The organism is Kitasatospora sp. NPDC127060, assembly GCF_042724935.1.
Taxonomy (GTDB): Bacteria; Actinomycetota; Actinomycetes; order Streptomycetales; family Streptomycetaceae; genus Kitasatospora.
Genome location: NZ_JBHXEG010000004.1, coordinates 146,625 through 173,516 on the forward strand (window position 1 = coordinate 146,625; position 26,892 = coordinate 173,516).

The 26,892-nt window shown below is 73.6% G+C and carries 25 protein-coding genes; 12 read left to right on the forward strand and 13 right to left on the reverse strand.

All coding sequences use genetic code 11. The features are described from left to right. Positions 1 to 36: 36 nt before the first annotated feature. The 3 genes from ACFWIS_RS04560 to ACFWIS_RS04570 form a co-directional block, all read right to left on the reverse strand. A complete protein-coding gene (locus ACFWIS_RS04560; protein ID WP_380456431.1) occupies positions 37 to 969 on the reverse strand; it encodes a hypothetical protein in 933 nt (310 codons plus the stop codon). After that, the gene (locus ACFWIS_RS04565; protein WP_380456430.1) at positions 963 to 1,442 is read right to left on the reverse strand and encodes a hypothetical protein; all 480 of its coding nucleotides are present in this window, start codon (positions 1,440 to 1,442) and stop codon (positions 963 to 965) included. Before ACFWIS_RS04565 ends, ACFWIS_RS04560 begins: the two co-directional genes overlap by 7 nt. A gap of 281 nt (positions 1,443 to 1,723) precedes the next feature. Beyond that, positions 1,724 to 2,593: a hypothetical protein gene (locus ACFWIS_RS04570; RefSeq protein ID WP_380456428.1), complete on the reverse strand. Its 870-nt coding sequence runs from the start codon at positions 2,591 to 2,593 to the stop codon at positions 1,724 to 1,726. Between the two features lie 149 nt (positions 2,594 to 2,742). Here ACFWIS_RS04570 and ACFWIS_RS04575 point away from each other — a divergent pair, with 149 nt between their 5' ends. The 3 genes from ACFWIS_RS04575 (at position 2,743) to ACFWIS_RS04585 (ending at position 5,401) form a co-directional block, all read left to right on the forward strand. Further along, positions 2,743 to 3,216 (forward strand): pyridoxamine 5'-phosphate oxidase family protein, encoded by a 474-nt coding sequence (locus ACFWIS_RS04575; RefSeq protein WP_380456426.1) that lies wholly within the window; start codon positions 2,743 to 2,745, stop codon positions 3,214 to 3,216. A gap of 151 nt (positions 3,217 to 3,367) precedes the next feature. Then, on the forward strand, positions 3,368 to 3,820 hold the full coding sequence (locus tag ACFWIS_RS04580) for a MaoC family dehydratase (protein ID WP_380456424.1): 453 nt from the start codon (positions 3,368 to 3,370) through the stop codon (positions 3,818 to 3,820). A gap of 402 nt (positions 3,821 to 4,222) precedes the next feature. Beyond that, positions 4,223 to 5,401 (forward strand): MBL fold metallo-hydrolase, encoded by a 1,179-nt coding sequence (locus ACFWIS_RS04585; RefSeq protein ID WP_380456490.1) that lies wholly within the window; start codon positions 4,223 to 4,225, stop codon positions 5,399 to 5,401. 55 nt (positions 5,402 to 5,456) lie between these two features. Here ACFWIS_RS04585 and ACFWIS_RS04590 read toward each other — a convergent pair whose 3' ends face one another. Continuing rightward, positions 5,457 to 6,413 (reverse strand): DUF389 domain-containing protein, encoded by a 957-nt coding sequence (locus ACFWIS_RS04590; RefSeq protein WP_380456423.1) that lies wholly within the window; start codon positions 6,411 to 6,413, stop codon positions 5,457 to 5,459. Positions 6,414 to 6,675: 262 nt separating this feature from the next. Here ACFWIS_RS04590 and ACFWIS_RS04595 point away from each other — a divergent pair, with 262 nt between their 5' ends. Then, positions 6,676 to 7,587: an acyl-CoA thioesterase gene (locus ACFWIS_RS04595; protein WP_380456421.1), complete on the forward strand. Its 912-nt coding sequence runs from the start codon at positions 6,676 to 6,678 to the stop codon at positions 7,585 to 7,587. A gap of 189 nt (positions 7,588 to 7,776) precedes the next feature. Beyond that, complete coding sequence (locus ACFWIS_RS04600; RefSeq protein WP_380456420.1) at positions 7,777 to 8,457, forward strand: TetR/AcrR family transcriptional regulator; 681 nt, start codon at positions 7,777 to 7,779, stop codon at positions 8,455 to 8,457. A gap of 15 nt (positions 8,458 to 8,472) precedes the next feature. Here ACFWIS_RS04600 and ACFWIS_RS04605 read toward each other — a convergent pair whose 3' ends face one another. Then, entirely contained in the window at positions 8,473 to 9,720 is a 1,248-nt protein-coding gene (locus ACFWIS_RS04605) for a sulfite oxidase (protein WP_380456488.1), read from the reverse strand. Positions 9,721 to 9,881: 161 nt separating this feature from the next. On the opposite strand from ACFWIS_RS04605, the gene ACFWIS_RS04610 reads away from it, so the two are divergent. The 5 genes from ACFWIS_RS04610 to ACFWIS_RS04630 all read left to right on the forward strand — a co-directional run bounded on the left by ACFWIS_RS04610 (position 9,882) and on the right by ACFWIS_RS04630 (position 14,756). Further along, entirely contained in the window at positions 9,882 to 10,664 is a 783-nt protein-coding gene (locus ACFWIS_RS04610; RefSeq protein ID WP_380456418.1) for an alpha/beta fold hydrolase, read from the forward strand. 68 nt (positions 10,665 to 10,732) lie between these two features. Then, positions 10,733 to 11,104 (forward strand): MerR family transcriptional regulator, encoded by a 372-nt coding sequence (locus ACFWIS_RS04615; protein WP_380456416.1) that lies wholly within the window; start codon positions 10,733 to 10,735, stop codon positions 11,102 to 11,104. Positions 11,105 to 11,230: 126 nt separating this feature from the next. After that, on the forward strand, positions 11,231 to 12,883 hold the full coding sequence (locus ACFWIS_RS04620; RefSeq protein ID WP_380456414.1) for a BCCT family transporter: 1,653 nt from the start codon (positions 11,231 to 11,233) through the stop codon (positions 12,881 to 12,883). Between the two features lie 157 nt (positions 12,884 to 13,040). Further along, entirely contained in the window at positions 13,041 to 13,220 is a 180-nt protein-coding gene (locus tag ACFWIS_RS04625) for a hypothetical protein (protein WP_380456412.1), read from the forward strand. 162 nt (positions 13,221 to 13,382) lie between these two features. Next, complete coding sequence (locus ACFWIS_RS04630; protein ID WP_380456410.1) at positions 13,383 to 14,756, forward strand: NAD(P)/FAD-dependent oxidoreductase; 1,374 nt, start codon at positions 13,383 to 13,385, stop codon at positions 14,754 to 14,756. 53 nt (positions 14,757 to 14,809) lie between these two features. On the opposite strand, the gene ACFWIS_RS04635 is transcribed toward ACFWIS_RS04630, so the two are convergent. Continuing rightward, positions 14,810 to 16,561 (reverse strand): DUF2398 family protein, encoded by a 1,752-nt coding sequence (locus ACFWIS_RS04635; protein ID WP_380456409.1) that lies wholly within the window; start codon positions 16,559 to 16,561, stop codon positions 14,810 to 14,812. Positions 16,562 to 16,790: 229 nt separating this feature from the next. On the opposite strand from ACFWIS_RS04635, the gene ACFWIS_RS04640 reads away from it, so the two are divergent. Further along, positions 16,791 to 17,516, forward strand: coding sequence for a lysoplasmalogenase (locus ACFWIS_RS04640; protein ID WP_380456407.1), 726 nt, complete (start codon positions 16,791 to 16,793; stop codon positions 17,514 to 17,516). A 68-nt stretch (positions 17,517 to 17,584) separates the two neighbouring features. On the opposite strand, the gene ACFWIS_RS04645 is transcribed toward ACFWIS_RS04640, so the two are convergent. The 7 genes from ACFWIS_RS04645 to ACFWIS_RS04675 all read right to left on the reverse strand — a co-directional run bounded on the left by ACFWIS_RS04645 (position 17,585) and on the right by ACFWIS_RS04675 (position 25,414). After that, positions 17,585 to 18,172, reverse strand: a complete 588-nt coding sequence (locus tag ACFWIS_RS04645; RefSeq protein WP_380456405.1) for a hypothetical protein — start codon at positions 18,170 to 18,172, stop codon at positions 17,585 to 17,587. Positions 18,173 to 18,340: 168 nt separating this feature from the next. Further along, positions 18,341 to 19,144 carry an exodeoxyribonuclease III gene (locus ACFWIS_RS04650; RefSeq protein ID WP_380456403.1) on the reverse strand — a complete coding sequence of 268 codons (804 nt, stop codon included), beginning with the start codon at positions 19,142 to 19,144 and terminating at the stop codon, positions 18,341 to 18,343. Between the two features lie 228 nt (positions 19,145 to 19,372). Beyond that, positions 19,373 to 21,160, reverse strand: coding sequence for a gamma-glutamyltransferase (ggt, locus tag ACFWIS_RS04655; protein ID WP_380456401.1), 1,788 nt, complete (start codon positions 21,158 to 21,160; stop codon positions 19,373 to 19,375). 285 nt (positions 21,161 to 21,445) lie between these two features. Next, positions 21,446 to 22,552, reverse strand: a complete 1,107-nt coding sequence (locus tag ACFWIS_RS04660; protein WP_380456399.1) for an ROK family glucokinase — start codon at positions 22,550 to 22,552, stop codon at positions 21,446 to 21,448. After that, the gene (locus ACFWIS_RS04665; protein ID WP_380456397.1) at positions 22,549 to 23,361 is read right to left on the reverse strand and encodes an ATP-binding cassette domain-containing protein; all 813 of its coding nucleotides are present in this window, start codon (positions 23,359 to 23,361) and stop codon (positions 22,549 to 22,551) included. The genes ACFWIS_RS04660 and ACFWIS_RS04665 overlap by 4 nt, the downstream gene beginning before the upstream one ends. Next, positions 23,358 to 24,398, reverse strand: a complete 1,041-nt coding sequence (locus ACFWIS_RS04670; RefSeq protein ID WP_380456395.1) for an ABC transporter permease — start codon at positions 24,396 to 24,398, stop codon at positions 23,358 to 23,360. Before ACFWIS_RS04670 ends, ACFWIS_RS04665 begins: the two co-directional genes overlap by 4 nt. Continuing rightward, the gene (locus tag ACFWIS_RS04675; protein WP_380456393.1) at positions 24,395 to 25,414 is read right to left on the reverse strand and encodes a sugar ABC transporter substrate-binding protein; all 1,020 of its coding nucleotides are present in this window, start codon (positions 25,412 to 25,414) and stop codon (positions 24,395 to 24,397) included. Before ACFWIS_RS04675 ends, ACFWIS_RS04670 begins: the two co-directional genes overlap by 4 nt. Before the next feature lie 308 nt (positions 25,415 to 25,722). On the opposite strand from ACFWIS_RS04675, the gene ACFWIS_RS04680 reads away from it, so the two are divergent. Continuing rightward, positions 25,723 to 26,856 carry an alpha/beta hydrolase gene (locus ACFWIS_RS04680; protein WP_380523471.1) on the forward strand — a complete coding sequence of 378 codons (1,134 nt, stop codon included), beginning with the start codon at positions 25,723 to 25,725 and terminating at the stop codon, positions 26,854 to 26,856. Positions 26,857 to 26,892: the final 36 nt, after the last annotated feature.

Sequence of the window (26,892 nt, forward strand, 5' to 3'; positions counted from 1 at the left end):
CGGATCGTCAGTAGCCGAACGTCTCGCTCAGCGCGGTCAGTTGAGGACCTGCACCTCGGCGACCTTGACCTCGAAGGGTTCGCTGTCCTGCTGCATGGGCGGGAGCGAGTAGCTCTCCGGCTTCGGCCCCGTGACGACCACGTCGGCCACCCAGTGGGTCGACACCGTGGCGCTGAAGACGCCGTTCTGCCGGGTGCCCGAACCGACCTTGAACAGGTAGCCGCAGTCCGGGGATTCAGCGCCCCGGTACTTGGGGTCGTACGGCGTCCCGGCGCTCGCGCACTGCTTGGTCCCGCCGGTGCCGAAGTCCCAGCTGGTGCCGGTCAGTCGGGCCGTGACGGTGACGGTCACCCCGCCGGAGGCGGCGTACCCGGCCTTGGGCGGCGTCACGTCGTCCGCCCAGAGCCAGACCGGCGCGTTGACCACCGCCGTCCCGCCGGGCGCGATCCGGCCCTTCGGCACCGGGAGGTGGACCTGGTCCCTCGCCTCCCGCTTGAGCTCCGCCACGCTCTTCACCCGTTGCCCGGTGGGCACGAACACGAACTGGGCGCCGTCCTGGCCCCCGTTGGTCTGCGGGCAGACCTTGGAGTAGATCGAGCCGTCGGTGGGCTTGTTGGTGCCCCAGGCCGAGTCGCCCGCCGGGGGCTGCTGGTCCAGCTGGCGGTAGTAGCAGCCCTCGCCGCTGTCGAACGAGCCCCACTGGGGGTCGTAGCACGCCCACTGCACGCCGTGGTAGCTGCACAGGTCCGAACCGCTGTCCGACGACCCTCCGCCGCTTCCGCCCGGATTCCCGGTGGCGGTCGATCCGCCGGAATCGGCGTGCGCGCAGATCACGTTCGGGAAACACTGTTCGGCCCCGCCACTCGGCGGTTCGTCCGCCGTCGCCGTCACCACCGAGGACAGCAGCAACCCGGCCGACAGGGACGCTACGGCCGCGAACCGTCCGGCCGGTTTCCACGCGTTCAGCATGTCCGGTCCACCTCCCGTGTGAACTCGTAGATCAGCCAATGTGCTTGGAACCTGCGCAGGGAGGCGGTCGCGACGTAGCGGTCCAACCGTCCGCCCGGATCCTTCGCCGCCCGGGTGACGGCATCGACGCGGTGCCAGCCCGAGAGATCGACGCAGTCCTCGATCACGGCGGTCTGCGGATCGGCATTCAGATCGATCGCCTTCACCACCGCGGAATTGCGCGGCGCTCCGGTCATCACCACTTTGGCGTCGTGGAGTTGGTGAAGGCCGACCAGGACGTCCGAGAGCGCCCGCCCGGAGGAGTACTGCTCCAGCGCCGATCCGTCCGAATCCGTACGCCCGTAAGCCTCGGTCTGCGCCCGCCACCAGTCCTGATACGCGTTCAGGGCCAGCCGCCCCATCGCCCCTTCCGGGCCGTCGGTCGGCGCGATCGCGGTGTTTACCGGACCACCCGAAGGAGTTAACGGGCCCACTCCCGCAACCGTGGGCGCGGGCGACCCCAGACGATCGACGGAACCACCGGCACCACCACTCGCACAAGCACCGAGAAGTAACACCAGTACCGCCCCGCCAGTCCCAACCGCCCCAGGGCGCAACACATTTCCGCGCTGCCGCATCGCCCCACCTCGTCGCGACCGAGCCGATCCGTGATCCACGGCCGCCAGGAGAATTCCGAAGTCCCGCCGGTGTTTCCACTGGGGATCGATTCTTCGCCAACCCACCCCATCACGGCAACACCTCAGGCCTCCTGACCTTACGCGGAGGGCGGTTCCGTCGGGGCACTTTCCCGCCACAGAACGGCCAACAGTTCTTCGGAAAGCGACAATCCGGCCAATGCACCCCGAACGGCGGCCCGATTGCGCATCAACAGGCGCCCGCCCTGCGGCGGAACGAGCAGGCGCACGCCCGGCGCACCCGAACTACCGGACGGATCACCGCCGTCGAGCAGCCCGGCCACGGCGGGCTGGAGGTCCAGCGGGCCGACGGCCGCGGGGGCACCCGGGACACCGTGCCGCAGGACGGTGGTGAGCGCCCGGCTGAACGAGCCCTCCTCGCCCGGCAGTACGGCGTCCCGGCCGCGTCTGCCCGGGGCGTAGCGGCTGCCGACGGCGTAGCGGCCGATCCGGCCCCACAGCGGGACCCTGGAGTAGCTGAGCAGTTCACCCGCGCTGTCCTCACCGGACCGCTCCAGCGCCGTCCAGGTGTCCCGGTCGGCCACCGCGTCGACCAGCAGCAGCGCCTCCTCCTGGTCGCCGTGCACCATCGCGCTGACCACCCAGTCCCAGGCCAGGCCGCGCCGGTACGCGTTGTCCGGGGTGCTGCCGCGCGTGACCAGGGCGAGCCGGCGCCCGCGCGGGTCGGCCACCAACTGGCCGACCAGGCAGACCACCAGCCAGCGGCCGGGGTGCTGGGCGGCGTCCCGGACGGCGGTGAGCATGGCGTTGGCGTCCGCGTCCGGCGCCACGGCACTCACCCGGCAGCCCGCGGCGCCGGTGTCGAAGCACATCCCGGGCAGCACCTCGGCCAGCAGCCGGGCACCCGCCGGAGCGTGCGCCGAACCGCCGTAGGCCCGGTCGGGCCCCCCGTCCGCCCCGATCACCACCAGATCGACCCCGCCGGCCATCCGTCCGCCCCCTCCTCCGCCCGCCCCTCCACCGATCCCGACGCCGGGCAGGCTACCGCTCCGGGCGGGCGCCGACGGGGCTCCCGACCCGTCCGCTCAGGGACCATGGGCCCTATCGACGCACGCGCCGACCGAGGACGATCGGACGCATGGAGCGTGAGGACCGTGTGGAGACCCTGAGCGAGGCCGAGTGCCTGCGGCTGCTCAGCACCGTGCCCGTCGGGCGCGTGGTGTACACCGAGCACGCACTGCCGGCCGTCCTGCCGGTCTCCTTCGAGGTCCTGGACGGGCGGCTGGTGCTCGCCGTACGCCGGGGAAGTGCCACCGCGCGCGGGCTTGACGGCACGGTGGTGGCCTTCCAGGCGGACATGCTGGACCCGGTCACCCGCACCGGGTGGAGCGTGCTGGTGCACGGGCGGGCCGAGGCGGTCAGCGAGCCCGAGCAGGTGCGGCGGGTGCTGCGCTCCGGGCTGCGGCCGTGGGTGGGCGACCCGGAGCCTCTGTTCATCGCGCTGGTGCCGGAACTGGTCAGCGGCCGGCGGCTGTTCCCCGGCGGCCAGGGCCCGACCGGCCGGGGCGCGGCGGCACCCGGCCCGCTCGGGCGACCGCTGCTACGGCCCTGACCCGAGCCCGCGGTGCGCGCTCGGTGATGCGCGCTCCGGTGCTTCGCAATCCGGTGATTCGCACTCCGCTCCTGACAGGTACCGGCGGGTAGGCATACGCTTCCGGCGTCCTGGCCCCGCCCCGGGGCCCGTCCCCCTCCAGGAGCGCACCGTGACGACCTTCGCCTCCCTCACCGAGCTGACCGCCGCCGTCGGCACCGAACTGGGCACCAGCGAGTGGCACACCATCGACCAGCGGACCATCGACCTCTTCGCCGAGGCCACCGGGGACCACCAGTGGATCCACGTGGACCCGGAGCGCGCCAAGGAGAGCCAGTTCGGCTCGACCATCGCGCACGGCTACCTGACCCAGTCGATGATCCCGGTGCTGGCCAAGGAGTGCTACGGCGTCGAGGGCGTGCGGATGGCGCTCAACTACGGCTCGGACAAGGTGCGCTTCCCGGCCCCGGTGCCGGTGGGCACGGCGATCCGGGCCACCGCCGAGCTGCTCTCGGCCACCGAGGTACCGGGCGGGGTCCAGGCGGTGGTGCGGTTCACCATCACCAGCGAGCAGAGCGCCAAGCCGCACTGCGTCGCGGAGGCCATCACCCGCTTCTACGTGTAGCGGCGCGCCGGGGCGGGTGGGCTGGGCGCCTGGACGTCGGGCAGGCGGTCCATCAGGCGCCGGGTACGCCGATTGGACCGTGCCGGGCCCTCCACCGAGTCCGAACGGCCCACGGCGAGTAACGTCCGACGAGATGGTTGTCGTACCTCAGGGGGCTCATTCGCCCCCGGGGTACGCGCCCCGGCCAGCCCGGTAGCAGTGACCGTCCCTGGAGGAGCCGTGCCCCGCCCCGTCTCGTGGTTCTCCCGTCTCGCCGGTCTGACCGCACAGTTCGCCCCGCCGCCCGCCGGGCCGGCCGGAGCCGCCGCACCCGCCGGGCCGGCCGCACCCGCCGCACCCGCCGCACCCGCCGCCGACAGCGCCGTGCGCGGCCGCGTCGGCCCGGAGCGCGCCGTCCCCGGCCTGGCCGGGCTACCCCGCGCCGCCTGGCACCGGGTCCGCACCGAGGCCTTCGGGGCCGAGCCCCGGGGCGAGCGGCTGGCCCGGATCCTCCGCTCGCCCCAGTTCGCCGACGGCGCCTTCCGCAACCCCGTGCCGACCCGCCGCCTGGTCTACGAGCGGAGCCCGCTGGAGATCACCCTCGCCCAGCTGAGCGGGGACAAGTCCCGGCGGGCACCGGCCGCCGCCGTACCGGTGCACCGGCTGCTCCCGGTCGACCTCGCCACCCCGCCCGCCTCCGGCCTGCGGCTCACCTGGCTCGGTCACGCCACCGTGCTCGCCGAGATCGGCGGACGGCGCGTCCTGATCGACCCGGTCTGGGGCGAGCGCTGCTCCCCGTTCGACTGGACCGGGCCCAAGCGGCTGCACCCGGTGCCGCTGCCGTTGTCCGAACTCGGGCCGGTGGACGCGGTGGTGATCTCCCACGACCACTACGACCACCTCGACATGCGCACCGTGCGAGCCCTGATCGGCAGCGGCGCGGTGTTCGCGGTCCCGCTCGGGGTCGGGGCGCACCTGGAGCACTGGGGGGTGCCGACCGCGCGGATCGTCGAACTGGACTGGTGGGAGTCGGCCGAGGTCGCCGGGCTGACCCTGACCGCCACGCCCGCCCGGCACTACTGCAGCCGCGGGCCGCGTACCAGCGCACTGTTCCTGTGGGCGTCGTGGGTGATCGCGGGCGGCGGGCACCGGATCTTCCACAGCGGGGACACCGGCTACTTCCCGGGCTTCGCGGAGATCGGGCGCCGGCTCGGTCCGTTCGACGCGACGATGATGCAGGTCGGCGCGTACAGCGAGTTCTGGCCCGAGGTGCACATGACCCCGGAGGAGGGCGTCCGGGCCCACCTGGACATGGGGGGCGAGCTGATGCTGCCGATCCACTGGTGCACCTTCAACCTGGCGATCCACCCCTGGGAGGAGCCCGCCGAACGCGTGGTCACCGCCGCCCAGGCGCTCGGCGCCCACCTGGCGGTGCCCCGCCCCGGCAAGCCCTTCGAACCCGCCGACCCGCCGGCCCTGCGGCTGTGGTGGCGCGCCGTCGCCGCCACCCCGCGCGGCATCGAGCCGCTGGTGGCGAGGCGGACGGAGGTGCGGGAGCCGGCGGCGGAGCCAGGCGAACAGATTTCAAATTCTGTCAGCTGAAATCTGTTCGCTGAAATCTGAAAGCTGTTCGCTGAAAGCTGTCAGTCGAACTCTGTCAGTCGACCTCTGTTCGCTCCACGCTCCCCCGCCGACGCCGGATCACCGCCCAGCCCGCCTCCTGCACCAGCAGGGTCAGCACCCCGGCCAGCACGATCCCCAGCAGGTTCAGCAGCAACTGCACGCTGGAACCCCAGAACTGGTCGACCCTGCCGTACCCGAGGGCGACCGCCGCATTGGCGGCGGCCGGCACGGTGGTCACCGAGATCGCGACGCCCACCAGGGTGCCCGCCTTCGCGGAGGTCAGCGAGAGCAGTCCGGCGATGCCGGCCAGGAAGGCCACCACGAAGGAGGTCGCGTCCGGCTGCCAGATGAAGGAGGTGTTCGGGCGCGCGGCGTCGAACCTGGCCTCCGAGAAGAGCCCCAGAGCGTCCATCAGCAGCCCGAAGCACACGGTCAGCGCCATCGCCACCAGAAAGCCCGTCACCAGGGCGTTCAGCGAGCGCAGCGCCTGGCGGGTCCGGCGCTGGACGAGCGCCACGCAGAGCCCGGCCAGCGGTCCGAACTCCGGGCCGACGGCCATCGCGCCGACCACCAGGATGGCGCTGTCCAGCACCGAGCCGCAGGCCGCCAGCATGGTGGCGACGGTGAGGAAGGCCAGGAACACCCAAGTGAGGGTGGACTCCTCGTGGGTGATCTCGGAGACCGACTCCCACACCAGGGCGTCGGCCCCCTCGCCCGGGGCCAGCCGTTCGGCCTCGTCGGCCGCCGCCGAGAGGGCCAGGTCGAGCGTCGAGACGTCGATCGCCCCGCGCTCGACCAGGCCCGTCCCGCGCAGTGCGCCCAGCACCTCGTCCAGCGACTCCCGGGCCACGTCGCAGAGCACCACGTCCCCGGTGGGCCGGACGGCCGCGTCCGGCAGGATCACCACGTGGGTCACCCCGACCGCGTCGTCCAGGCAGCCGAGCACCGGCCCGCGCAGGTCGGGCGGGACGATCAGGCGAAGGTGCAGCACGGGTACTCCGGGGCAACGGGCGGTGGGGGCCGAAATCCCGCCCACCCTAGGCCCTGACGCCCCATTCGACCCGCGAGCACCCCTACTCGGCCCGTGAAGACGTCCCACAGCGCCCAGGCTTCCTCGGCCACGTCGTGCGGAACACGCCAGGTGACGGCTCCGACATCCCGACCAGCCGGCACCGGACTGCAACACGTTCTACAGGAGGAGAGCGTTACCCAAGTCACACCACCGCACGGTTGGCTTCTGCCACTATGGGCCGGTGACCGACCTGACAGAACAGCAGAGACCGACCGAGCAGGTGCCCGCCCCGGCCACCCCGTTCGCCGAACTGCTGGAGATCGAGCAGCTGGACGAGAACACGTTCCGGGGCCACTGCCACGCCGGCGCCCCGATGCGCGCCTTCGGCGGGCACGTCGCCGCCCAGGCGCTCGCCGCCGCCGGGCGCACCTGCGCCGCCAGGCGCGCGGTGCACTCGCTGCACGGCTACTTCCTGCTGCCCGGGGACCCGACCCGGCCGATCGAGTACCGGGTCGACCGGCTGCGCGAGGGCTTCACCTACGCCACCCGCAGGGTCCGCGCGGTGCAGGACCGGAACGAGATCTTCGACCTCACCGCCTCCTTCAAGCTCCCCGAGCCGGCCGCCGGCGACCGCCACCGCGAGATGCCGCCGCTGCCCGGCCCGGAGACCCTGCCGGACGCCTTCTCGCACTGGGACGAGGAGCTGCGCACCGCGATCAAGGCCACCGACGGCTTCCGCGACCTCGAACTGCGCTTCGTGCCGCCGGACGCCCCGGGCACGCCCCCGGCCACCCCGGGGATGACGCAGCAGTTCGTCTGGCTGCGCATCGCCACCCCGCTGCCGGGCACCGACCCGCTGCTGCACACCTGCGCGCTCACCTACCTGTCCGACCTCACCCTGGCCTCCACCGCCGGGCTGCACGAACAGCCGAACTTCTTCCAGCGCACCGAGCCGCCCCGGCTGCTGATGACCTCGCTGGACCACGCCATGTGGTTCCACCGCCCGTTCCGGGCCGACGAGTGGCTGCTGTTCGCCCAGCGCAGCCCGTCCGCCTCGGACGGCCGGGGCCTGTCGCTCGGCGAGTTCTACGACCGGGACGGCCGACTGGTGGCGTCCGCCGTCCAGGAAGCGCTGATCCGGAGGATGCCGTAGCTCCCCGGGGCGCCGCGGCGGCCCCGCGAAGGCCCCCACCAACACCTCCGGGCGCCCCGACGGGCCCCCGACGGGCCCCCGACGGGCCCCCGGCGAGCCCCCGACGGAACCCCGGTGGCCGCCGGGCGAACGGAAGGGGGCCGGTCGGCGTCATACTCCTGAGCGGCCCCGGCCCGTATCATGGTGCGGGTGACCAAGGTTGACCTGTCACCACGGCCGGTGGAGACGATGTCTCCGCGTCAGCTCGAACGCCGCGAAAGCCTGATCGCGGCCGCGCTCGCCCTGGTGAACGAGATCGGCGTCGAGCGGCTCCAGATGAAGCAGGTATGCGAGCGGTCCGGAGTCGCCCTGGGGACGGCGTACCGCTACTTCTCCTCCAAGGACCACCTCCTGGCGGCGGCGATCGCCGAGTGGCACCGCCTGCTGCTCGCGGACCTGGTGGCCGAGCTGCGGGGGCCGCGCGCCGGGCTGGGGGCCACCGACCGGGCGGTCCGGTTCGTCCGGGGCGGGATGCGGGCCTACCAGCGCCAGCCCGAACTGGCGCGGCTACGGGTGGCCGTCGCCGCCTCCACCGACCCCTTCGCCAGCGAGGCACTGCAGGGCATGGCCCGGGCCGACAGCACTGCCCTCCAGGCGGTGACGGCCGAGGTGCCGGCGGCGGCCAGCGAGCTGGTGCGGCACATCGTGGCGCACGCCTGGCAGGGCGAGCTGACCGCCTGGGTGACCGGCCGCACCACCCTCGGGGACGCCCGGCGGCGGCTGGAGGACGTGGTGCGGCTGGTGCTGACCCCGTACGAGACCCACTACCCGGCCCCGTACGAGGTCCAGACCACCGGACCGGCCCCGTACGAGGTCCGGTCCACCGGCTGAGCGGCCGGGCAGGGCCTAGCCGACCGTCACCGGGTGCGCCACCACCGCGCCGAACAGGTAGCCCTCGCGGTTGAACGCCGCCCGCTCGGGCTGGGTGGCACCCCGGCGGTCCGTCGCGCGGGCGCGCAGCTCGTAGCGGCCGGGCCGGTCGGGCCGCCAGGTGGCGCTCCAGCGCGTCCAGCCGCCGGTGGACGGCTCCTCGTCCAGTTCGGCGGCCCGCCAGCTCCGGCCGCCGTCGGTGCTCACCTCGACCAGCCGCACCGGGGCCGTGCCGGACCACGAGCGACCGTGCAGCCGGTGCTCGCGTCCGGCCTCCAGCCGCGCACCCTCGGCCAGTTCGAAGGCGGACTTGACCACCTGGGTGGTGAGCGCGGCGCCGCCGCCGGGCGGCTGGTCCGGGCCGAACATCCGGTAGAACTCGGTGTTCCAGGGCGAGTGGAGCGGGTGGTCGGCCACCTCGATGTCGCCGACCCACTTGATCGAGGCGATGCCGACCCAGCCGGGCACCACCAGCCGCACCGGTGCGCCGTGGTCGGGGGTCAGCGGCTCCCCGTTCATCTCGTACGCGAGCAGCGCGTCGTCCAGCGCCTTGGTGATCGGCAGCGGACGGCGCACCGGGCCGTGGTTGACGCCGTCGACGACGTAGTCCGGGTCCAGGCCGGTCGGCAGCACGTCCACCGCGCCGTCGGTCAGCCCGGCGGCCCGCAGCACCTCGGCCAGCCGTACGCCCCGCCAGGCCGCCGAGCCGATGCTGCCCAGCGTCCACGGGGTGCCGGGGACTCGCTGGCCCTGCTGGCGGTGGAAGTAGCTGCGGCCGTTGCCGGCGCACTCGATCAGCGCGTCGGTCCGGGTGGCGGGCAGCGCCCGCAGGTCGGCCAGGCCGAACTCGACCGCCCGCTCCGGCCCCGGGGCGCCGCGCAGTCCGCTGCCGAACAGCCGCAGCCGCCAGGTGTCCGGGTCGATCAGCGGGGTGCTGGTGTGGTTGCGGACGAAGAACCGTTCCACCGGGACGTGCCGGCCGACGGCGGCCCCGCCGTCGGCGTCGCGCAGCGCCTCCCAGCGCATCTCGGCGTTGGTGTCGCGCTGGACGAACCACTCGGCAGGCAGTGGCTTGACGATCCCCGGCAGGTTGACGCTTCCGGGCACGGGCCTGGCACCTCCTCGGCGGCCGTCCGGCCCGGGGCGCACACCGGGGCGGCCAACGCGGGCGGGTGGGCACCCCGGCGGCGGAGCGCAGCGGCATCCGGACGGCACTGTCCGGATGGCGCTCCTCTCCCCAGCGTAGGCGCTCCGGCGCGTTCCGTGACCAGGGCGGCGGGCAGGGGTTTGCGCCCGAACCCGGGATTGACCTTCTCACCGGTGTGAACTCCTAGCGTTCCCGGTGCCGGAAGAAGCCCCGCCGCACCGAACACCGAGGAGCACCCGTGCCGTCCACCGCCACCGCCCGCCCCGCCCCGCTCGCCCGGATCGTCCAGGGCTCCGGCCCCGGCCTGCTGCTCGCGCACGGCGCCGGCGGCAGCGCCCGGGACAACTGGGGCCCGCTGCTGCCCGACCTCGCCGCGCACCGCACCGTCGTCGCCCCCGATTACCCCGGCTCCGGCGACAGCCCGTACGAGCCGGGCGAGCCCACCCTGGACGAGTACGCGGACCGGCTGGTCGCCGCCGCCGACGAGGAGGGCCTCGACACCTTCGACCTGGCCGGCTTCTCGTTGGGCGCCGCCGTGGCCGTCCGGATCGCCGGCCGCCGCCCCGGGCGGGTCCGTTCGCTGCTGCTGATCGCTGGCCTGGCCGGCGGCTCGGCGCGGCAGAGCGCGCTGTCCGAGCTGATGGTCCGGCTCCGCGACCGGCCGGCCGAGCTCGCCGACCTGATGCTCACCGTCGTCCTCGGCCACAGCTGGGTGGACGCACTGCCCGCCGATCAGCTCGCGGCGCTGCGCGAGGGCCTCAAGTCCCCGTTGCCGGCCGGGTTCCCGCAGCAGTTCCGGCTCGCCGCGCGCACCGACGTCCGCGCCGAGCTGGCCGCGATCGGCGTACCCACCCTGGTCGTCGGCGCCGCTGAGGACATGCTCGTCCAGCCGGCCCAGCACCGGCTGCTGGCCGAGGGCATCCCCGGTGCCCGCTACGTCGAACTCCCCAGCGGACACCTGCCGATGGTCGAGTCGCTGCCCCAACTGCGTGAGGCGGTACTGGAGTTCGTGAAGAGCTGACACACCGCAGCGGGCCGGGGGCCGGGCCCGCCGGGAACACCCCCGCCCCGGCCCGCGTTGGCCCGGTCATGCGCATCGGAGAACTCGCCCGGCTGACCGGGGTATCCGCCCGGCTGCTCCGCTACTACGAGGAGCAGGGGCTGCTCCGGCCCGCCCGCACCACGGCCGGTTACCGCGAGTACGAGGAGCAGGACACCGTCCGGGTCTGGCAGATCCGCAGCCTGCTCGCGGCCGGCCTGCCCACTCGGGTCATCGCCGGGATCCTGCCCTGCGCCACCGGCCCGGTCCCCGTCCTGGAGTCCTGCCCGGACCTGCTGGCCACCCTGCGCGGCGAACTCGCCGATCTGGACGCCCGGATCGAGGACCTCACCCGCAGCCGCCGGGTGCTCTCCCACTACCTGGCGACCGCGCACACCCCGAGCGAGGAGGAGGCGGCCTGACGGGACGTTGGTCCCGCCCCCGCCCGCTCCCCGGCGCGCCGCCCGGCCCCGAGGGCCGCCGACTGGACATAGTGCGACATACATCCTGAATCCCCGTATTCCGAGTATGTCGAGAGGTCCCGCCCGATGCACAGCCAGCCGCCGCAGCCCTCCCCTCGTGTGCGGGAGCCCGACGAACCCGGCGAGCCCGCCGCCACCCTCCCCACCGACCGGGCGGTGTTCGGCATCAGCGCCGTGCTGGTGCTGGCGGTGGTCGCCTGGGGCGTGTTCGCCGAGGACTCCCTCGGCCGGACCTCCAGCACCGCGCTCGGCTGGGTGCTGCACAACTTCGGCTGGCTGTTCGTGGTCGCCGCCGACGTCTTCCTCGTCCTCACCGTGCTGCTCGCCTTCAGCCGCTTCGGCCGGATCCGGCTCGGCCGCGACGACGACGAACCCGAGTTCTCCACCCTCGCCTGGGTGGCCATGATGTTCAGCGCCGGCATGGGCATCGGCCTGATGTTCTACGGCGTCGGCGAGCCCCTGCAGTTGTTCGCCGCCCCGCAGCCCGGCTCCGGACTGGAACCGCAGAGCGCGGCCGCCGCCCAGCAGGCCCTGGAGTTCTCACTCTTCCACTGGACCCTGCACCCCTGGGCGATCTACGCGGTCGGCGGCCTCGCCCTCGCCTACACCACCTTCCGCAAGGGCCGGGGCAACCGGATCTCCGCCGCCTTCGTCCCGCTGATCGGGCAGCGCGGCGCGGACGGCTGGGCCGGGCGCACCATCGACCTGCTGGCCGTCTTCGCCACCGTCTTCGGCTCCGCGACCAGCCTCGGCCTCGGCGCCCTCCAGGTCGCCGACGGGCTCGGGTACATCACCTCCGTCCGCAACACCCAGAACGCCCAGCTGGTCATCATCGGCTCGCTGACCGCCGCCTTCGTGCTCTCCGCCTTCTCCGGCGTGCACAAGGGCGTCAAGTGGCTCTCCACCGCGAACGTGGTGCTGGCCTCGCTGATCATGCTGTTCGTCTTCGTGTTCGGGCCGACGGTCTTCGCCCTGGACTCGATCCCGGCCACCGTCGGCGGCTACCTCTCCGACCTGCTCGGCATGTCCACCCAGACCGGCGCCTTCACCGACGAGAGCTGGCTCGGCTCCTGGACGATCTTCTACTGGGCCTGGTGGCTCTCCTGGGCCCCCTTCGTCGGCACCTTCATCGCCCGCATCTCGCGCGGCCGCACCATCCGGCAGTTCCTGCTCGGCGTGCTGCTGGTGCCCAGCGGGGCCACCGTCGTCTGGTTCTGCGTGATGGGCGGCACCGCGATCCGGCTGGCCGGTACCGGCGCCGCCGACCTGGTCGCCACCATCCCGCGCGGCCCGGAGGCCTCGCTGTTCGAGATGCTGCGCTCGCTGCCGCTCGGCTCGGTCACCAGCGTGGTCGCGGTGCTGCTGGTGATGACCTTCTTCATCACCAGCGCCGACTCCGCCTCCCTGGTGCTCGGCTCGCTCTCCAGCCGCGGCTCGCTGCACCCGCGCACCCCGCTGGTGGTGGTCTGGGGCGTCCTGATGGGCGGGGTCGCCGCCGCCCTGCTGCTGGCCGGCGGGCTGACGGCGCTGCAGAACGCGACGATCCTGGTCGCGCTGCCCTTCGTGGTGGTGATGCTGCTGCTGTGCGTCTCCCTGGTGAAGGAGCTCCGGGAGGACCCGGCGGCCGGCCCCTCCCGCTTCCACCCGGCCCACGGCCTGCGGGACGCCGTCCGGGTCGCCGTCGGCGAGGCCCTCGCCGAGCGCGGCCGGCGCCGCTGAACCGGGCACCGCAGGCCCTCCCGGGCACGGCGCTGACCAGCGGATACGCCTCACCTGCCAGTCCGGTGGGGCGTATCCGGCCAACCGACGCCGGATCCCCGTCCGGACTTCACCCGCGCGTACCGACCGTTCACACCGCCCTGGGAGCCTCCCTGTCATGAACGCCAGCCCTCAGGCGCCCTACCAGGAACCGCGCTTCCCGCTCCCCCAGCGCCACCGCCGTCTGCTCGCCTGCACCGCCGTCCTCGCCTCCATCGCCCTCGGCACCCTCGGGGTCGGCGCCACCGTGGAGACCGTCCAGCACGGCCCGGTCGCCACCGCCACCGCGAGCAAGTAGCCGACCCGACCCGCACCACCCTTCCAGCACCGCGGTCCGACCCCGGACGCGGTGCTTCCGTCGTTCCGCAGCCGGAGCCGGGGGCGGGAGGCCGGGGGCGGTTCCGATGCGAAGATCGGCAAGCCCTAAGATCGTTCCGCAACACGACGCGAAGGGGACGCAGTGGCGCGGGTTGCGATCATCGGCGGCGGTATCGGCGGGCTGGGAACGGCACTCCTGCTCGGTCGGCGGGGCCACCAGGTCACGTTGTTCGAACAGGAGACGCGACAGGCCGGGGACGACCTCGACCAGGACTTCTTCCGCTGGAACCGGCCGAGGGTCCCCCAGGCCGACCAGCCCCACTCCTTCCTCGCCCCCGTCCGCACGGTGCTGCGGGCCGAGGCGCCCGACGTCTACGCCGACCTGCTGGCCCGCGGCGCGCACGAGTACCACGACTTCGACTGGTTCGACGAGCACCCGCCGCACCGGGCCGGCGACGAGGAGCTGGTGACCCTGCGCACCCGGCGGATCGTGCTGGAGGCCGCACTGACCGAAGGCGTACGGCGGGAACCCGGCGTCGAGGTCCGGCGCGGCCGGCGGGTGACCGGCCTCGCCGTCCGGGACGGCGTCCCGCCCCGGGTCACCGGCGTACGGGTGGGCGGCGAGACCCACCCGGCCGACCTCGTCATCGACGCGGCCGGGCGCCGCTCGCCGGTGCCCGGCTGGCTGGCCCGGGCCGGCTGCCGACCGCCCGTGGTCGACAGCCACCGCACCGGGATCACCTACCTGTGCCGCTGGTACCGGCTGCGCGCCGATGGACCGCGCGACCCCGGACGGGTGCGGACCGGCTCGGCCTCGGCCTTCGCGCTCGCCGGCGTCTTCCCCTCCGACAACGACACCTTCGCGCTGAGCATGATCATCTCCACCGGCGACCCGACCCGCGGCTCGCTCGTCGACCCCGCCGTGTTCGAGGCCGTCGCCCGCCGGTTCCCCGCCTGCGCGGCCTGGCTCGACCTCGACCCCGAACCCCGGTCGGCCGTCCTGCCGATGGCCGGCCTGGACAACCGCTGGACCTCCCTCGCCGACGACGCCGGGCCCGTCGTCACCGGCCTGGTCAACACCGGCGACAGTCTCATCCACACCAACCCCACCCTCGGCCACGGCGTGGCCCTCGGCCTGCGCACCGCCCAGTACCTCGCCGCCCACGCCGACCAGGTCGCCGCGGACCCCACCGGCTACCACACCTGGACCGCCCGGAACCTCCGGCCGCTGTACGACGAGCAGGTGGCCGCCGACCGCGCCAACGAGCAGCGCCTCAAGGGCAGTTCACCGCTCCCCGGGCTCCGCGCGGCCGCCCTCGCCGCCAGCGCCTTCGACGACCCCGTGGTCATGCGCGCCCGCGCCCAGACCCGCCACCTCGTCCGGCCGGCCAAGGAGGCCTACGGCACCGAGGAGATCGACCAGGCCGTCACCGCCTGGCTGGCCGCCAACCCGGACTTCAGCCCGCAGCACGACGGCCCGACCCGCGCCCAGTGGGACGCGCTCATCCCGGCCTGAACCTCGTCCCGGCCCGCCTCACGGCCACCGGGGCAAGGTCCGCCGGACAGGCCCTACGCCCGGAGGCCCTCGCGGGCCGGGGCGGGGGCCGCCGGCGGGACGGCGGGGCGGGAGTGCCGGCCGGTGCCCGGGGTGGGGCGGAGGTCGGGGGCCGGGGCGTAGCGGGCCGCCGGGGGGCGCAGCAGCCAGGTGGTGCGGGGGGTGGGGGTGATCAGGCCGAGGCCGTGCAGCAGGTCGAGGGCGTCGCGGCGCAGCGCGGTGCGGTCGGCGAGGTAGCGCGCGGGAAGGCCGTGGTCGTCGGCGATGTCACCGAGCAGGCCGTCTATCAGGGCGTCGGAGATCGGGACGTCACCCTCGGCGCTCTCGCCGGGCAACGGGCGGACCTCCTCGACCAGGCGCTCGACCAGCAGTTGGGCGGCCTGGGCCAGGGTGCCGGTGCCGGGGAGGGCGAGGTCGGTGAGTTCGGCGGCCGGGTCGAGCAGGGCGACGCCCTCGGCGCGCAGTTCGGCCTCCAGTCCGAGGAACTCGGCGAGCGCGGCCGGGCCGCTGAGCCGGTGCTCCTCCAGCCATGCCCGGTGGCCCTCGGGGAGGTCGGCGGCGAGGACGGCGGGCGTCTCGGCGAGCAGCCGGCGTACGGCGGTGCCGGGTTCGGCCTCGGCGGCGCGGCGGATCAGGTCGGCGGCGTCGTCGGCGAGCGCGGGCGGGCCGGCCGGGACGGCGCGGGCGAGTTCGCGGTCGACGGTCAGCACGAAGGCGGTGTCGGCCGGGTCGGCCGGCAGGTCGCCCAGCACCTGCCAGTCGGCCAGCGCGGCGAGCGCCATCCCGAGGGCGGCCGGGTCGGCCGCGAGGTCGGGTGCGGCCTCGCGCATCGCGTCGAGCAGCCGCCCGTACCGGAGTTGCTCGGGGGCGTCGACGAGCAGGGCCAGCGCGAGCGCGAGCCTGGCGTAGCCGGCCGGGGTGAACGGGGCGCCGGTGGCGGGGTGTTCGAGGCGGCGGGCGGCGCCGGGGCCGAGGCCGGCCTTGCAGAGCCGGGCGTGCCACGGACCGACGACCAGGCGGTAGCCGAGCAGGGTGTCGAAGCGCTCGATGAGCCAGTCGCGGTGACGGCGGATCAGCGGGAAGCCGTCGGCGTGCGGGCCGGAGGCGGTGACCAGCGGGTGGGCGAGCAACAGCCGGGCGGCGATACGGCGTTCGGCGTCCAGGAGTTCCGCACCGGAACGATCCTGCTCCTCACGGGCCACCTCCGGGAGCGCCCGGCCGTGCTCCGGCCGGCGGTGCCTGCCGGGCCCGCCGGGCTTGGCGCCCGACCGGACGACGGGCAGCGCGGCGGCGTCCCGCCGGGCCCGGCGCAGGCCGCCCTCGGTACGGGCCTCGCGGGTTCGCGGCGCGGCGGCGGCGTGGGCGGTCGGGCCGTGCCACCAGCTGACGGCGGGGTCGGCGGGCTCGGCGGCGGTGCCGAGGTGCCGGGCGGGGTAGAGGCCGAAGGAGGCGGTGCACAGGTCGTCGGCGGTGCCGGGGGTGGCGGCGGCGAACCAGTGGGCGAGCCGCAGCAGCCCGGGGTCGGGCGAGAGCCTCTGGGCGGGCGCCTGCGGGCCGTCAGCACCGCACCCGGCCACGGCTCCGACATCGGCTCCGGCAGCCGCTTCGGCATCGGCCCCGGCGTGGGCTGCGGCATCGGCGGCCGGTTCGGCTCCGCGTACGGCGAGGGCGGCGTCGGCGGTTCCCCGTCCTGCCCCGCCCGTACGTCCGTCCGGCCTGCCGGTGGCCACCCGGGTGGCGCCGACCGCGTAGTCCTGCTGCTCCATGTCGGGATCCAGACTAGACGGTGACCGGTCACCCGGTGGCAGCAACCGTCCTCCTGAGGAACTCTCCGCAGGAGCCACCGAAGCGGTCGCCCGCGCTCCGCTCCCCCGGCCGCGCCGTCACTCCCCGCCGCCCGACCGGGTTACGCGCCGGTAACCCGGTCTTCCGCCGCCCGGTCGGCTCCCATAGGGTCGGTCTCCCACCCCGAACGACTGCGGAGGCACACGCCGCATGAGTATCCGTACGACCACCCGCGCCACCGGCCTCACCGGGCGCCTGCGTTCGGCCACCGGCCTGCTCGGCGGCTTCGCGGCCACCTCGGCGGCGCACCTGGGCTCGATCCTGTCCGGCGCGTCCGTCCTGCAGAACGCCACCAAGCCCGCCCTGATGCCGCTGCTGGCCGCGCACAGCGTGGCGGCGGCGGCCCGCGCCGAGCGCGAGGCCCCGAAGCTGCTGGCCCCGGCGCTGCTGGCGAGCGCGGGCGGGGACGTGCTGCTCCAGCTGAAGAACGACACCGCGTTCCTGGCCGGCATGGGCTCGTTCGCGGCCGCGCACGTCTGCTACGTCACGATGTTCGTCCAGCGCGGGGCGCTCACCGACCGCCGTCGCGCCCTCGTGGTCGCGGCCGCGTACGCGACGGCCTGGGCGGGCCTGGTCAGTCAGCTCTGGCCGGACCTCGGGGACCTCCGGGTACCGGTGGCCGGCTACAGCCTGCTGCTGACCTCGACGGCCGTCACCGCGGCCGGGCTGAACTGGCGGACCGGGCTGGGCGGGGCGCTGTTCCTGCTCTCCGACACACTGATCGCCACCCAGATCGCGAAGTGGCGCGAGCTGCCGGGGCATCAGTTCTGGATCATGGCGACGTACGTACTGGCCCAGTACCTGCTGGCCAGCGGCACCCTCCGGCACGAGGAGCGGCCGGAGCACCGGGAGTGGCTGGAGCCGGCGGCCGTCTGACGCACCACCGCACCGCCGGTCCGGTCAGGGTCCGGCGGTGCGGGGCGCGGTTGGAGAGGGCGGGGCCGTCAGGCACCTCGCCGCCGGAGCAGCCAGAAACCGCCGACGCCGCAGGCCACCAGGGCCAGCCCTCCGGCCAGTTCCGCCGGGTCCGCCGCGACCGAGCCGCCGAGGCCGGTCTTCACCGCGCCGTGCGGGGCGACCTGCTGGCTGCCGGCACCGGACTGGCCGAGTGAGCCGGCCCACTCCCCCGCCGCCTTGCCCCAGTCGCCGAGGCCCTTGTCGGAGCCGGCGGCGGCCACGGTGGTCACCTTGACGGTGGTCGAGAAGGCGCCGCCGTCCGGGCAGGTGCCGTCGACCTTGCTGTCCCCCCCGTACTGGGAGGCCAGCCGGGCGGAGCCGCTGTGCTTGCCGTCGGATCCCAGGGTGAGGGTCGCGGGGCCGCCCTCGAAGGCGGCGGAGTGGGCGGTGATGGTCTTGGCGTCGGGCTTGTCCGACTTCTCGCAGGAGACCGTGACCGTCACGGTCTGGCCCGGTGCGGCCTGGGACGGGCTGACCGAGGCCGCGCCGTCCCTGGCGGATGCGAGGGGGGCCGTCAGACCGGTCAGTACCGTCGCGCCGATCAGGGCGGCGGCGGCCGTACGCATGGGGCGCATGCCGGAACCTCCGGGATTCTCGGGCGCAGCCGGGGACTCCCATGTCCACGTGGTGTGTCAACTGCACCCGGTCATTCACCGACGGTAGGCAGGAGCCCGCGGCCCGGCCACCGCTCAGGACCGTTCGAGCGACGGCCCGTCACCCAGCGCGAAGGCTCGCCTGAGGGCTCAGAGGTCCAGGTCGACCACGACCGGGGCGTGGTCCGAGGTGCCCTTGCCCTTGCGGGCCTCGCGGTCCACGTAACTGTCGGTGACGGCGTCGGCGAAGGGCTTGTTGGCGTAGGTGAGGTCGATCCGCATGCCCCGGTTCTTCGGGAAGGCCAGCTGGCGGTAGTCCCAGTAGGTGTAGGGACGGTCGTACTTCAGCGGGCGCGGCACGACGTCGTGCAGGCCGATCTCGTCGAGGGCCGCCAGGGCGGCGCGCTCGACGGGGGTGACGTGGGTGAGGCCCTCGAAGGCGGCGACGTCGAAGACGTCCTCGTCGGTGGGGGCGATGTTGAAGTCCCCCAGGACGGCGAAGGGGCGCGGCCCGGCCGCGTCCTCGGCGGCGGCCTTGCGCAGCGCCTCCAGCCACTCCAGCTTGTAGCGGTAGTGGGCGTGGTCGACCTCGCGGCCGTTGGGCACGTAGACCGACCAGACCCGGACCGGGCCGCAGGTGGCGGCGATGGCGCGCGGCTCGACGTCGGGCAGCAGGGCACCGTCGGCGAGGTAGCCGGGCTGGCCTGGCAGTCCGCGCACGACGTCCTCCAGGCCGAGCCGGGAGACGACCGCGACGCCGTTCCAGCGGCCGGTGCCGTGCGCGGCCGTCTCGTAGCCGAGCTCGCGGACCTGCTCGTACGGGAAGGCGTCGGCCGCGCACTTGAGCTCCTGGAGGCAGAGCACGTCGGGCTTGGCGCTCTCCAGCCACTCCAGGAGCTTGGGCAGCCGGGCGGTGACGGAGTTGATGTTCCAGGTGGCGATGCGGACGGTCACGGCGGGCGGCCTTCCCGGTGGTTCGGTCGGTGCGGACGGGGGTGGGCCCCCTGGGGAGGCCCACCCCGAACATACCGTCCGGCACCGACAACCCGGCCCGACCGGCACTGCGGCGGGTGCCACGGCCAGTGCCCCGACCGGCACTGCGGCGGGTGCCACGGCCAGTGCCCCGACGGGTACTGCGGTCGGGGCCACGGGCGGCGCCACGACGGGTACTGCGGCCGAGCCTCAGCCGGTGGGCCGGACCACCGCGGCCGAGCCGCCGCCGCGCCGCACCGGTTCGGCGGCGGCCACCCAGCGGCCGTCCGGCAGCCGTTCCACGCCGGTGGCGGCGCCGATCTCGCCGGTGGCGGCGAAGGTGTGCCCGAGCGCCTCCAGGGCGGCCCGCTCCGGCAGCGCCAGGAAGCCGGGCTCGGCCTGGGTGACGGCGTTGTTGCGCTGGCTGGCCCGCGGCGCGGCGATGGCCTGCTCCAGGCTCAGCCCCCGGTCCAGCCGCCCGAGCAGCACCTGGAGGGTGGTGGTGATGATGGTCGCGCCGCCCGGGCTGCCGGTGGCCAGCAGCGGCTCGCCGTCGCGCAGCACGACGGTCGGGGACATCGAGGAGCGTGGCCGCTTGCCCGGGCCGGGCAGGTTGGGGTCCGGGACGCCGGCCGCGAGCGGGGTGAAGTCGAAGTCGGTCAGCTCGTTGTTGAGCAGGAAGCCCCGGCCGGGGACGGTGATGCCGCTGCCGCCGGTCTGCTCGATGGTGAGGGTGTAGGAGACGATGTTGCCCCAGCGGTCCGCCACCGTCAGGTGGGTGGTGTTGGGGCCCTCGTACGGCTCGGGGACGGCCTGGCCGGTGTCGGCGCAGTCGGCCGGGTGGCGCGGGTCGCCGGGGGCGAGCGGGCTGGTGAGCGCGTGGTCGGGGCTGATCAGGCAGGCCCGGGAGGCGGCGTAGCGCTCGGAGAGCAGCTGCTTGGTCGGGACGTCCTCGAAGGCCGGGTCGCCGACCCAGCGGTTGCGGTCGGCGAAGGCGATCCGCGAGGCCTCCAGGAAGTGGTGGTAGTACTGGGTGCCGCTGTCCCCGGAGAGGTCGCCGTCCTCCAGGATGTGCAGCGCCTCGCCGACGGTGGTGCCGCCGGAGCTGGAGGGGGCCATCGAGTAGACGTCGTAGTCGCGGTAGGCGACGTGGGTGGGCGCCTGGTCGCGGACCCGGTAGGCGGCCAGGTCGGCGGTGTCGACCTTCCCGGGGCGGGCGTTGCGGCCGGAGGCCGGGTCGACCGGCGGGTGCTGCAGGGTGTTGACGATGTCCTTGGCCAACTCGCCCTGGTAGAAGGCCTTCACGCCGTCCTTGGCGAGCAGCTTGTAGGTCGCGGCGAGGTCGGGGTTGCGCAGGACGGAGCCGACCTCGGGGAGCTTGCCGCCCGGCAGGTAGATCTTGGCGGTGGCCGGGAAGTCCTTGAACCGGTTGTAGTTGTCGGAGGTCTGGCCGCGGAAGGTGCCGTCGACGACGAAGCCGTTCTCGGCGATCCGCTCGGCGGGTTCGAGGTTCTGCCCGAGGGAGCGGGTGCCCCACTGCCGCAGTGCGGAGTCCCAGGTGGCGGGGGTGCCGGGGACGCCGACGGACAGTCCGCTGGTGACGGCGTCGGCGAAGGCGAGCGGCTTGCCGTCCTCCAGGAACAGTCCGGTGTCGGCGGTGTGACCGGCCGTCTCGCGGCCGTCGATGGTGTGCACCCGGCCGGTGGCGTGGTCGTAGTAGACGAAGTACCCGCCACCACCGATCCCGGAGGAGTAGGGCTCGGTCACCCCGAGCGCCGCGGCGGCGGCCACGGCCGCGTCCACGGCGTTGCCGCCCTTGCGCAGCACCTCGATCCCGGCGGCGGTGGCGTCGGCGTCCACGGACGCCACCGCTCCGCCCCACCCCACCGCCTCCGGCGCCTTCGGCGGCGGCGCCGCTGCCCCGGCTGGTCCGGTGGTGGCCCAGACCAGTGCGGTGGCGAGCAGCAGTGATGGCGCTAAGCGGGTCAGAGCTCTCATCCGAGTCCTCCTGAGTCGACGTCATGTCAGTTGTTCCACAGGAGGTATGAATCCGACAACCACACCGCGCGGCTACCAATGGGTAGTTGACGCGACGCGGGAAGGCGCGGCGGGTGGGCGGCGGCGGGCGGCGAACGGCGAACACAAGCCAGCAAACGGAGAGCAGCGGACGGCGAACGGCGAACGGCGAACGGCGCACAGAAGACAGCTAACAGGTTTCAGGAAACAGATAACGAAATCTGTTCGCTGAAACCTGTCAGCCGGAAGCCGTCCCCCGCCCCGCCGCTACAGTGCGCTGCGCTCCACCCGCCGCCGCTTGATGGTGCGGAACCGCCGCGCCACCTGCCGCGCGAGGTCCGCCGCCCCGACCAGCCCGGCCTCGTTGCCGAGGGCGGCGTGGACGATGGTGGCCTCGGGCCGGAAGCCGCGCCCGGTCAGGGTGCGGCGGAAGGTGTCCCGGGCCGGGCCGATCAGCAAGTCGCCGGCCTCCGAGACGCCGCCGCCGATGACGAAGCGCCCCGGGTCCAGGGCGGCCGCCAGGTTGGCCATGCCCACACCCAGCCAGGTGCCGACCTCGTAGAGCAGCTCGGTCGCGGTCGGGTCGCCGTCCTGGGCCGCCTCGGTGACCAGCGGCCCGGTGATGCCCTCGACCGTGCCACCGGCCCGGGCCAGCAGCGGCTGCACCACCGGGGACTCCTCGGCGACCAGCTCCCGGGCGTCGCGCACCAGCGCGTTGCCGGAGGAGTACTGCTCCCAGCAGCCCCGGTTGCCGCACGGGCAGCGGTGGCCGCCGGGCACCACCTGCATGTGCCCGAACTCGCCCGCCAAGCCGTACTTGCCGCGGTCCACGTAGCCGTCCCGGACGACCGCGCCGCCGATGCCGGTGCCCAGGGTGAGCATCACCATGTGGTCCTCGCCGCGCCCGGCGCCGAAGCGCCACTCGGCCCAGGCGGCCGCGTTGGCGTCGTTCTCGACGATCACCGGGAAGCGCAGCCGCTCGCTGAGCGCCTGCTGGAGCGGCTCGTTGCGCCAGTTGAGGTGGGGGGCGAAGAGCACCCGGGAGCGCTCGGCGTCGACCCAGCCGGCCGCGCCGATGCCGACCGCGTGGACGTCGTGCCGGTCGGCGAGCTGGAGCACCAGCTCGACGATCACGTCCTCGACGACCTTGGCGCTCTTGCTCTTGTGCGGGGTGTCGGTGCGCAGCTTCTCCAGCACCTTGCCCTCGCCGTCGACGACCCCGGCGACCACCTTGGTGCCGCCGATGTCGACGCCGATGGTGGGCAGCCGCAGTATCCCCGCCGGCAGGGCGCGGCGGCGGCGCTCGGCGCGCGGGCCGAGGCCGAGCAGGGTGGGCAGGACGGCCGGCCGAGTGCTGCCTTGGGGGCTGTTCACGGCTGCGGACGCTCCTCACGGGAGATGGTGGTGTTCGGACGGGCCAGCTCGTGCGAGAGCTCGGCGAGGTCGGAGCCGCCGGCCATCTCGGTGGTGAGCTGTTCGAGGCTGATCGCGTCGCGCGGGTGGCTGCCGGCCATCCGCCCCCGCTTCAGCAGGGTGAAGTGGTCGCCGACCAGGTAGGCGTGGTGCGGGTTGTGGGTGATCAGGACGACCCCGAGCCCGGCGTCGCGGGCCGCGGTGACGTACTTGAGCACCACCCCGGACTGCTTGACGCCGAGCGCCGCCGTCGGCTCGTCCAGGATGAGCACCTTGGCGCCGAAGTGCACGGCGCGGGCGATGGCCACGCACTGGCGCTGCCCGCCGGAGAGGGTGCCGATCGGCCGGTCGACGTCGTGCAGGTCGATGCCCATCCTGGCGAGCGCCTCGCGGGTGGTGGCGCGCATGCCGTCGGCGTCCAGCCGCAGGCCGCCCCAGCGACGCGTGCCCTGCTCGGAGCCGAGGAAGAAGTTGCGCCACACCGGCATCAGCGGGACGACGGCGAGGTCCTGGTAGACGGTGGCGATTCCGCGGTCCAGGGCCTGGCGCGGGGAGTCGAGCCGGACCTCCTCGCCGCCGATGGTGTAGGCACCCTGGTCGTGCTGGTGCAGCCCGGCGATGATCTTGATCAGCGTGGACTTGCCGGCCCCGTTGTCGCCGAGCACGCAGCTGATCTCGCCGGCGTGCAGGGTGAGTGAGACGTCCTCCAGGGCGCGGACGGTGCCGTAGGTCTTGCCGACGCCCTCCAGCGCGAGCAGTTCGGTACTCATCGTGGACCCCGTTCGGCCTGGCGCTTGACGTAGGCGTTGAGCAGCGCGGCCAGCAGCAGCATCGCGCCGAGGAAGAACTTGAACCAGTCCGGGTTCCACTGGGCGTAGATGATGCCCTTGCTGGCCATGCCGAAGATCAGCGCGCCGAGGGCGGAGCCGGCCACCGAGCCGTAGCCGCCGGTGATCAGGCAGCCGCCGATCACCGCCGCGACGATGTAGATCAGCTCGTTGCCGACGCCCTCGCCGGACTGGACGGTGTCGAAGGAGAACAGCAGGTGCTGCCCGAGCACCCAGGCGCCGAAGGCGACTCCCAGGTAGAGCAGCGTCTTGGTGCGGGCGACCGGCACCCCGACGGCGCGGGCGGCGGCCGCGTCGCCGCCGACGGCGAAGATCCAGTTGCCGAAGCGGGTGCGCAGCAGCACCCAGCTGCCGACCACCAGCAGGCCGAGCCACCACCAGACGGTGGCCTTGATCGTCAGTCCGCCGACGTTCAGCTCGGAGGCGAACAGCCACCGGCAGGTCTCGAAGCCCTGCATGTCCGAGATCGACTTGGTGGAGACCGTCCCGGAGATCGCCTTGGTGACGCCCAGGTTGGCGCCGGTCAGCATCAGGAAGGTGCCCAGGGTGACGATGAAGCTGGGCAGCTTGGTGCGGCCGAGCATCCAGCCGTTGAACCCGCCGATCGCCAGCGTGGTGGCCAGCGAGACCAGGACGCCGACCCAGGTGACCGCGGTGAACTGGTACGAGACCATCGAGGAGGTCAGCGCGGCGGTGGTGACCAGCACGCCGGCCGAGAGGTCGAACTCGCCGCCGATCATCAGCAGCGAGACCGGCACGGCCATGATCCCGATCGTGGACGCCGCGTACAGCACGGTGCCCAGCGACGAGAGCCGCAGGAAGGGCTCGGCGACGGCCGCGAAGACCGCGAACACCGCGACGGCGGCGATCAGCGAGCCTAGCTCGGGCCGGGCGAGCAGCCGCCGCAGGGCGGCCGGGCGGTCCTGGACGAGCAGGTCGGGGGTGGCGGGACCGGTCACCTGGTCCCCCTCGCCACGTACTCGGCGAGCGCGTCGGCGTTGTCCTTGGTCAGGATCTGCGGGCCGGTCGCGACGGGCTTGCCGCCGCCGAGCATGTCCAGGTTGGACTTGTACAGCCACAGCAGGTCGACGCCCTCGTAGCCCTGGAGGTAGGGCTGCTGGTCGACCGCGAAGCCGACGCTGCCGGACTTGAGGCCGGCCACCACCTGCGGTCCCAGGTCGAAGGTGTCCAGCTCCACGCCGCGGTGGGCGTCCTGGACGGCCTGCAGTCCGGTCGCGGCCATCGGGCCGGAGAGGGTGAGCACGGTGTCGATGGAGGGGTCGGCCTGGAGCTTGGCGGAGATCGCCGCCCGGGCGTCGGGCATGTCGACGCCGTTGACGTAGAGCGTCTGGAAGCCGCCGCCGGCCTTGGACTGGGCGCCCGAGCAGCGCTCCTCCTGGCCGACGTTGCCCTGCTCGTGGATCACGCACAGCACGTTCTTGCGGCCGCGCGAGGCCAGTTCCGTGCCGGCCGCCTGACCGGCCGAGGACTCGTCCTGACCGATGTGGGTCAGCGCGCCGAACTTGGCGGAGAACTCCTGACCGGAGTTGATCGTGATCACGGGGATGCCGGCCGCCTTGGCCTTGCCGAGGACGCCGGCCATCGCGTCGCCCTTGGCGAGGGTGACCAGCAGGCCGTCGACCTTCTGGTCGATGGCGGCCTGGACGAGCTGGACCTGGTTCTGGGTCTGCGCGTCGTTGGAGTACAGGAAGGTGATGTTGTCCTTGGCGGCGGCCTGCTCGGCGCCCTTGCGCACGCTGTCCCAGAAGGCGTCGCCGGCTCCGGCATGGGTCACCATGGCGACCTTCCAGCGCGGGGTGGTGACGGCGCTGCCGCCGGCGGCCGCGGCCTTGGCGCGGGCCTCCTCGGCGCGTCTGCCTCCGGTACTGCTGCAACCGGCCGCGGTGACCGCGAGGGCCAGGACGGCGCACACGGGCCAGAAGCGGCGGGACGGGCGAAAGCGGGTTGTGCTCATCCCCATAGTCTCTCTGGCCCGGCCGCGCGGGATCGCACCGCCTCGCCCGGCAGTGCGAACGGCCAGGGAGGTAAGGTGCCCCGGGGGACCTTCCTGGAAGTTCGCTGAGCATCTGGTTCGGAGCACCGCCATCCGGGTGACAGACTAGGCGCCGACCCGAAGCAGAACACCTCGGAAACGTGATGTTCCTCTCAGGTTCCGCACAGATTCGGACGGCAACCGATCATCGGTTCGCTGCCGTCTGATGCCATTGACGTGCGTTCGGGCGAGTGGGGCCCGGGCGGCGAGCGACCCGGATACGAGAACGCATGGAACTGACAGGTACGCCATTCCTCATCCTCACCGTCATCCTGGTGCCGGTGTCCATCACAGTGGCGCTGCTGTTCTGGGGGAAGGTGCGCGGCCCCCAGCCGGTGCGCACCCTGTCCCGGATCGTCATGATCATGTTCTGCCAGGTCACCGCCGTGCTGATGGTGTTCGTGATGGTCAACAACGCGAACCTGATCTACGGCAACTGGGACGACCTGCTCGGCACCGGTGACCACGTCCGCGCGGTGCCCTCGGTGGCGCCGGTGGACCCGGCCGGCAACGCCAAGGACGGCTCCGGCGACACGGCCAAGCAGCCGCCGAAGGTGCTCCAGAAGTTCGGCGGCGTGAACGACCCGGCGGTGCCCGGGGACGTCCAGAAGACCGAGCTCAAGGGCCAGGTGTCCGGCGTCGACGGCGAGGTGCTGGTCTGGCTGCCGCCGCAGTACAACGACCCGGCGTTCAAGGACAAGAAGTTCCCCGTGGTCGAGCTGATCCCCGGCTACCCGGGCTCCTCCTCCACCTGGTACGGCACCCTCAAGGTCTCCGAGCAGCTCAAGCCGCTGATGCAGCAGGGCAAGGTCGCCCCGTTCATCCTGGTCTCGCCGCGCACCCTGCTGCTGGGCAGCCACCAGGACGCGGGCTGCACCGACATCCCCGGCAAGATCAACGCGGACGCCTGGATCACCCGCGACGTCCCGCAGATGGTGCTGGACAACTTCCGCGCCGACCCGTCCTCGGACCGCTGGGCGATCGCCGGCTACTCGGCCGGCGCCCACTGCGCCGCCAAGCTGTCGCTGGCCCACCCCAACCGCTACCGCGCCGCCATCGCCATGTCCGGCTACAACGACCCGGCGACCGAGGGCGACTCGCTGGTCGGCAAGGACCCGAAGCTGCGCACCGAGAACAACCCGGTCAACATCCTCAAGTCCGCCCAGCAGCCGCCGAAGGTCGCCCTGCTGGTCAGCGGCGCCAAGGGGGACGGCTACGAGGACGGCCAGGCTATCGCCGGCGCGGCCAAGGAGCCGACCAAGGTCCAGGTCGAGGAGAGCACCGGCCCGCACACCACCGACATGTGGAAGCGGATGGTGCCGAGCGCCTTCGAGTGGCTGACCGGGATCATCCCGGTGCAGTGACCCTCCCGCCAAACGGCCGAGAGGGCCCGCCGCGAG

What these genes read in the sequence shown, in the direction of transcription:
- ACFWIS_RS04560 (WP_380456431.1), bottom strand. Translation starts at nt 969, where the DNA reads ATGCTGAACGCGTGGAAACCGGCCGGACGGTTCGCGGCCGTAGCGTCC.
- ACFWIS_RS04570 (WP_380456428.1), bottom strand. Translation starts at nt 2,593, where the DNA reads ATGGCCGGCGGGGTCGATCTGGTGGTGATCGGGGCGGACGGGGGGCCC.
- ACFWIS_RS04575 (WP_380456426.1), top strand. Translation starts at nt 2,743, where the DNA reads ATGGAGCGTGAGGACCGTGTGGAGACCCTGAGCGAGGCCGAGTGCCTG.
- ACFWIS_RS04615 (WP_380456416.1), top strand. Translation starts at nt 10,733, where the DNA reads ATGCGCATCGGAGAACTCGCCCGGCTGACCGGGGTATCCGCCCGGCTG.
- ACFWIS_RS04620 (WP_380456414.1), top strand. Translation starts at nt 11,231, where the DNA reads ATGCACAGCCAGCCGCCGCAGCCCTCCCCTCGTGTGCGGGAGCCCGAC.
- ACFWIS_RS04625 (WP_380456412.1), top strand. Translation starts at nt 13,041, where the DNA reads ATGAACGCCAGCCCTCAGGCGCCCTACCAGGAACCGCGCTTCCCGCTC.
- ACFWIS_RS04635 (WP_380456409.1), bottom strand. Translation starts at nt 16,561, where the DNA reads ATGGAGCAGCAGGACTACGCGGTCGGCGCCACCCGGGTGGCCACCGGC.
- ACFWIS_RS04640 (WP_380456407.1), top strand. Translation starts at nt 16,791, where the DNA reads ATGAGTATCCGTACGACCACCCGCGCCACCGGCCTCACCGGGCGCCTG.
- ACFWIS_RS04645 (WP_380456405.1), bottom strand. Translation starts at nt 18,172, where the DNA reads ATGCGCCCCATGCGTACGGCCGCCGCCGCCCTGATCGGCGCGACGGTA.
- ggt (WP_380456401.1), bottom strand. Translation starts at nt 21,160, where the DNA reads ATGAGAGCTCTGACCCGCTTAGCGCCATCACTGCTGCTCGCCACCGCA.
- ACFWIS_RS04665 (WP_380456397.1), bottom strand. Translation starts at nt 23,361, where the DNA reads ATGAGTACCGAACTGCTCGCGCTGGAGGGCGTCGGCAAGACCTACGGC.
- ACFWIS_RS04675 (WP_380456393.1), bottom strand. Translation starts at nt 25,414, where the DNA reads ATGAGCACAACCCGCTTTCGCCCGTCCCGCCGCTTCTGGCCCGTGTGC.
- ACFWIS_RS04680 (WP_380523471.1), top strand. Translation starts at nt 25,723, where the DNA reads ATGGAACTGACAGGTACGCCATTCCTCATCCTCACCGTCATCCTGGTG.